We start from the raw sequence: 6,492 nt of genomic DNA, 5'->3' as shown, positions 1-6,492 counted from the left end.
GGGTTGTGCGGGCATCAGATGACGCCCTCTTCAACGGTGTCCGAGGCAGGTTGGCGCTCAAGGATCTGCGCCACCTCCGTCAAGGTGGCGGCGCCGAACAACTGGCCCATGGGCAGTTCAAGGCCCACGCGGTTACGCAGCATTTCGAGAAAACGCGTGGCCAGGAGGCTGTCGCCCCCGAGGCGGAAAAAGTTGTCGTGACGCGACACGCTCGGCACGTTGAGCAATTGCTGCCAGAGCTCGGCGATCAGTTGTTCTTCCGGGCGCAGCGGTTGCTCGTCCGCCACCGGTCGCGACTGGACGGCGTCGGCCAATCGCGCCTGCAGTGCCCGGCGATCGATCTTGCCGTTGCTGCTCAGGGGCAAGTGTTCCAGCACCAGGACGTGTTCCGGGCGCATGTACCCCGGCAAGCACTGCTCCAGGTGTCGTGCCAAGACCTGTGCGTCGGTGCTGGCCGTCACGGCGGCCATCAGCCGGTTGTCGGTGACCAGCGCCACGGCCCTGGTGACGCAGGGGTGGCGAGCGAGGGCTGCCTCGATTTCGCCCAGTTCGATGCGATGGCCACCAATCTTCACCTGGCTGTCGGCGCGCCCGAGAAATTCCAGCAGGCCATCGGGGTGGTAGCGACCCAGGTCGCCGGTGCGGTACCAGCCGTCGACAAAGCGCTCGGCATTCAACTGTGGCGCGTGGCGATAGCCGCGGGCGACGCCGGCGCCGCCAATCCACAGCTCACCGGTGACCCAATCCGGACAGTCGCGGCCCAGGGCATCGACCACTCGGTAAGCCTGGTTGGCCAGTGGCACGCCGTAGGGGATCGAGCGCCAACCCGGCAGCGCTTGCTCCACCGGGTAATGGTTCGACCAGATCGCCGCTTCGGTGGCGCCGCCCAGGGCGATAAAACGACAGTCAGGGGCCTGTTGCCGCAGGCGTTGGGGCAGGTCGAGGCCAATCCAGTCGCCCGACAGCAACGCCACGTTCAGGCCCAGTGGCTGGCGGTCATGGGCATTGGCTTCCAGCAGCATATCCAGCAAGGCCGGCACGCTGTTCCACAGGGTCACGCGATGGTGTTGCAACGCTTTGAGCCAGGCCCGGGCATCGCGGCGCTGGTCCTCCTCGATCAAGACCAGCGCACCGCCCACCGACAGCAGGCCGAACAGGTCGTACACCGACAGGTCGAAATCCAGCGCTGACAAGGCCAGCGTGCGGTCGCTGGCGTCGATGCCATAGCAGCGAGTGATCTCGGCCACGGTGTTCATCGCGGCGCGGTGGGTGATTTCCACGCCCTTGGGCTGGCCCGTGGAGCCGGAGGTGTAGATCACGTAGGCCAGTTCCGCGGCCGAGACGGCGAGCGGCGCCGACAGCGGTTCGGCGTCCAGCGCGTGGAGCGGGTCGAGGTGTTTGACGCTGGGCAATTGCGGGTCATGCCCGGCCAGGATCAGGATGACGCCGGCTTGTTGCAAGATGCGCTGGCAACGCTGCAGCGGTTGGTCGACCCCGACCGGCAAGTACGCGGCACCCGCGGCCAGGATGCCCAGCACGCTGGCGATCTGTCGTGGCCCCTTGGCCAGGGACACCGCCACCAGGTCGCCCGGCACCACGCCGGCGTCCACCAGGCTGCGGGCAATGCGCAGCGCCTGCTCGGCCAGCTCGCCATAGCTGAGCATGCCATGCTCACCCCACAACAACGCCGGGCGTTGGGGCGCTTGGCGTGCCTGTTCGAAGAAACCCTGGTGCAAGGTCGGGTCACCCGGCACGCTCGGGCCCGGGGCATTGAGCTGGGCACGCAACTGCGCCTGGGCTTGGGGCAGCAGGTCGGGCGGTGGGTTGTCCCAGGTGTGCTCGGCCAGCCAGTTCAAGCTGTACAAGTAGGCATCGAACATCGCTTCCACCAGGCCTTCGGGAAACAGGCCGACCACGTAGTCCCAATTCAGGGCGATGCCGCCGTTGGCTTCCACCACCTGATGGTCGAGCCAGACCTGCGGGGTTTGGGTCAGGCCAAAGACTTGCCGGGCAAACGGCCCGTCCACCGGCGCGGCCGTGCCATCCGGGACCCCGAGCGCACTGGTGAACACCACGGGCATGCTCACCTGTTGCTCGCCATTGCCCCGGGCCAGCTGCCGCAACAGGCTGACCGAGCCGAGGCAACGGTGATCCAGCGCCTCGCCCAGGGTGCGCTGGGTACGCCGGGCGCGGTCGACCCAGCGTTCGCCGGGCAGCGGAACATAACCGAGCAGCGTGAGGGAGGTGAAATCGCCCATGACCTGATCGATCTGGGGATGCAGCGCCCGACGATCGAACAGCGTGAGGTTGAGGCTGAGGTCGGGACGTGCACTCCAGCGGCCGAGGGTTTCGGCAAACGCGCAGAGCAGCACGGCCGAGGCGGTGAGGCCCTGTTGTTGGGCCTTGGCCAGGATCGCCCGCCAGGCTTGGGCGTCGATTTGTCCTTGCAGGCGTTCGAAGCGCGGTTGACCCAGGCTGGCGGGGTCGGCCGCCAGCGGCAGTTGCGGGTGCGGCGGCAACTCGGGCAGGCGTTCTTGCCAGAACTGTTGCGCGGCTTGCAGCTCGCCCGCGTCCACGGCGGATTGCTGTTGATAGTCGCGGAACGACAGTTCCAGCGGCGCCAGCGTCAACCCAGGGTCACGGTAAATGGCATCGAGTTCTGCGTAGAAGCGCAGGATGCTCAGGGCATCGAGGATCAGGTTGTCCAGGCTGATGGCCAACCGCGTATAGCGGCCATGAGTCACGGCCTGCACATCGAACAGCGGCCACTGGCCCGGATCGAACACGCGATGGGCACAGTGTTCGCGCAAGTCGTCGAGGTTGGCGTAGCCCTGGCCGATTTCGAAGGACGGCAGCTGTTGCAGGGACAGGATGCGCGCCTGCCCGCATTGATCGAACACGGCGCGGAGCATTTCGTGGCGCTCGATCAAGCGATCCAGCGCGGTTTGCAGGCGCGGCAGGTCGAGGTCCTCGACGTCGTACTCGCGGTAGAAGTGGCAGCTGACGCCGCCCAGCACCAGGCTCGGGTCGCGGCCCAGCCAATAGGCCTGTTGCACCTCGGTCATGAGGAAGGGCGCATGGCGTTGCGGCAGGTCCGGCACAATCGTGTGCCGCGGTTCGGCCTGGGCCTGCCGATGCAAATCGGCACAAAAATGCGCCAGCACCGGTTTGGCGAATACCTGGGCGATCCGCGCGCCTCCCAGCCCTTGCTCTGCAAGCAAACGCACCAGGCGGGTGGCGCTCAGGGAGTCGCCGCCCAGGGCGAAGAAGTTGTGTTCTCGGCAGACCTCAGCGCAGCCTAATAACTGCTGCCAGGCATGGGCCACCAGGGTTTCGATGTCGCCACAGGGAGCGGACAGGTTGGCCTGCATCGGGGCGCTGTTGGCCGCCAGCCAGTCGTTCAGTACCTTGCGATCCACCTTGCCATTGCCGGTCAAGGGCAACTGCGCGCAGCCCAGGACAGTGCTGGGGATCATGTAGCCCGGCAGGTGCTCGGCCAGATGTTCGGCCAACCCCTGTGGGTCCAGGCGCGTGGGCATCACGGGGCCGTCTGTCAGGCGCACCACTGCTGCCAACTGCTGGCCGGCCAGCAGCGCCACCGCCTGCTCGACGCCGGGCCAGGCCAGCAAGGCGGTTTCGACTTCCCCGGCTTCGATGCGGTAGCCGTGCAGTTTGAGTTGGAAATCGGTGCGCCCGAGGAATTCGACGTTACCATCGGGGTGATAACGGGCACTGTCGCCGGTGCGGTACCAACGCAAGCCTTGATAGTCGACGAAACGTTCAGCTGTGCGCACCCGGTCGCCGCGATAACCCTCGGCAACACCGGCGCCGCCGATCCACAGTTCGCCGGCCACCCAGTCGGGGCAGTCGTGGCCGTGTGGGTCGACGATGCGCAAGCGGACATTGTCCAGCGGCGTGCCATAGGGCAGGCAGTGCCAGGACAAGGGTTGGCCGGGCAGCACTTCGAACAGGGTCGAGTGAATGGCGGTTTCGGTGGCGCCGCCCAAGGCCATGAAACGACAGCCGGGGGCTTGGGTCCACAACCGTGGCGCCAGGTCCGGAGCGACTTTGTCGCCGCCAAGCAATACCGCGCGCAGGGGCAGGCTGGCACCGGCGGGGGCGCAACCGAGCAGCATGTCGAGCAACGCTGGCACGCAGTTGAGCACGCTGGCGCGATGCCGCAGGGCCAGTTCACGCCAGCGTCCGGCATCACGCTGGGCCTCGGGCTCGATACCGATCACCGCCGCCCCAGTCGACAGCGCGGCAAACAGGTCGAATACCGATAAGTCGAACTCCAGGGCCGAGAGCGCGAGGATTCGGTCGTCGCTGTTCAGTTGCAAGCGCCGTTGCAGGTCTTCCAGCGTGTTGGCGGCGGCCTGATGGCTGATTTCCACGCCCTTGGGTTCACCGGTGGAACCGGAGGTATAGAGGATGTACGCCAGGTCGCTGATCGCTCCGGGCCGGGGGGCGTCCAGCGCCCTGCTGGCGGCGGGCAGTTGCGTGAGCAATAAGCGCGCGCCCGACGAATTACAGATTTTCCGGCACCGCGCCGCCGGTTGATCGACGCTGATGGGTAGGTATGTGGCGCTGCACGCTAGGATGCCCAGCACCGCGATCACCTGCTCGGGCCCCTTGGGCAGTTGCAACGCCACCACGTCACCGCGCCGCACGCCTTGGCCTTCCAGGTACGCCGCCACGTGTAAAGCACGTTCGGCGAGTTCGCCGTAGGTGATGACGGGATGATCGCCGTGCAGCAACGCGGGCAGGGTGGGTGTCAGGCGTGCCTGGGCAAAAAAGGCTTCGTGCAAGCGTTGTACCGGCAGCGGCGCCGCCTGGCCCTGGACGCCATTGCGGACGTCAAGTTGGCTGGCAGGGATCAGCGCCGGAGGCGACAGGTCCCAGGCCGAAGCTTCAAAACACAGGCGCTGTAACAGCCCGGTATACGCCTCGAACAACCCATCCAGTACACCGTCGGCGAACAACCCTTCACGGGCGTCGAGATTGACCAGGACACCGCCGTCCAACTCGGTGACCTGGGCGTCGAGCCACACTTGCGGGCCTTGGGAAATGATCCAGGCCGGTTGGCCGAAACACCCTTGCACGCCCTCGGCGAACAATTCCCCCAACCCCAGGGCGCTGGTGTACACCACCGGCGCCAACACTTGCTCACCGCGTTGGCGGGACAGTTCGCGCAACACCTCCAGGCCGGAAAACGCGCTGTGTGCGGCATCGCTGTGGAAGCGCCGTTGCAAGGCCGTGGCACGAGCGGCGAACGTGCCGCTGACGTGACCGTCCCACGCCAGCAGGATCGATGAGGTGAAATCGCCGACCAGGCGCTCGACGTCGGCATGCAGTGGCATGCGGTTGAACAGCGGCAAATTGAGCAGCAGCTCGGGCGTCTCGCACCAGGCGCCAAGGGCTTCGCAGAACACCGCCGCCAAGGCCATCGCCGGCGTCAAGCCGTGCTCCCGGGCGTGGCGCTCGAAGGCCCGGCGCTGGGACGGCGGTAGCCAGTGATGACGGCGTCGCACTTGGCGGTCGTCGCCCTGGGGCTTGATGGGCAAGCGCGGGGCGCCGGGCAACCGGTCCAGGCGCTGCAACCAATAGTCACGGGCCTGCCGATGAAGCGCACGTTGCTCGGGACTGGCGTGTTCACGGCGCAGGTCGGCCAGGTAACGGGCAAAGCTGTAGTCCAGCGCGGCCAAGGGCTGCTGGCGATACAGCTGCACCAGGTCGCCGAGCAGGGTGCGCAGGCTCAGGGCATCGGCGGCGAGCATGTCGAGGTTCAAGTGCAGGCGCGTCCCGTCGGGTAGCAACGACAACTGGATGTCCAGCACCTGGCCTTGTTCAACGGCCAATTGGCGGTGGGATAACTCAGTGCGCACCGCCGACAGCCGTTGTTGCTGTTGCTCGGCGCTGGCCTGGCGCAGGTCATGCACCTTCAATCCCGGCCAGGGACTGCGGGCGAGGATCCGCTGGCGACCGTCGTCGAGAAACTGCGCGCGCAACATCGGATGGCGCGCCAGCAACGCCCGTACGGCGGCTTCCAAGCGGATCGGGTCGACGTCGCGGCCATCGAATTCGTTATAGAAGTGCGCGGCGACACCGCCCAGCTGCTGGCCGGGGGCGCGTCCGATCCAATAGGCGTGTTGCATCGGCGCCAGTTCGAAAGGCTGGCCGTCGTCCGCCGGCGCGGTGACCGCCGCCGGGGCTTGGGGGGCCACCTCAAGCATGGCCAGCCAGGCTGACAGGCGCGGGTCGGCGATCAGCTCGGCAAAACGCGCGGCCAGGCCATGGCGGCGCCACTGGCCGGCGAGGCGAATCAGGGTGACGGAATCCAGCCCCCATTCGATCAGGTTCGCCTCCAGGGGAATCTGGTCGGCGGGCAGGTCGAGGGCCTGGGACAGGGATTGGCGCAGCAGTGTTGCGGTTGAGGTGCTGGGAGTGGCCATGGCTCAACGTCTTCTCATTGCTAGGGCCCGGACCGGGGTT

The 6,492-nt window shown here is 66.8% G+C and carries 1 protein-coding gene; it reads right to left on the bottom strand.

Annotated elements, in window-relative coordinates; all coding sequences use genetic code 11:
* Positions 1 to 14 precede the first annotated feature (14 nt).
* Positions 15 to 6,452: an amino acid adenylation domain-containing protein gene (locus M1D99_RS16520; RefSeq protein WP_458130446.1), complete on the bottom strand. Its 6,438-nt coding sequence runs from the start codon at positions 6,450 to 6,452 to the stop codon at positions 15 to 17.
* Between the last annotated feature and the right edge of the window lie 40 nt (positions 6,453 to 6,492).

Source organism: Pseudomonas sp. R3-41, assembly GCF_054161485.1.
Note: the sequence above shows the minus strand (reverse complement) of the source record. Positions and strands in the feature narration are given on the sequence as shown.

What these genes read in the sequence shown, in the direction of transcription:
- M1D99_RS16520 (WP_458130446.1), bottom strand. Translation starts at nt 6,452, where the DNA reads ATGGCCACTCCCAGCACCTCAACCGCAACACTGCTGCGCCAATCCCTG.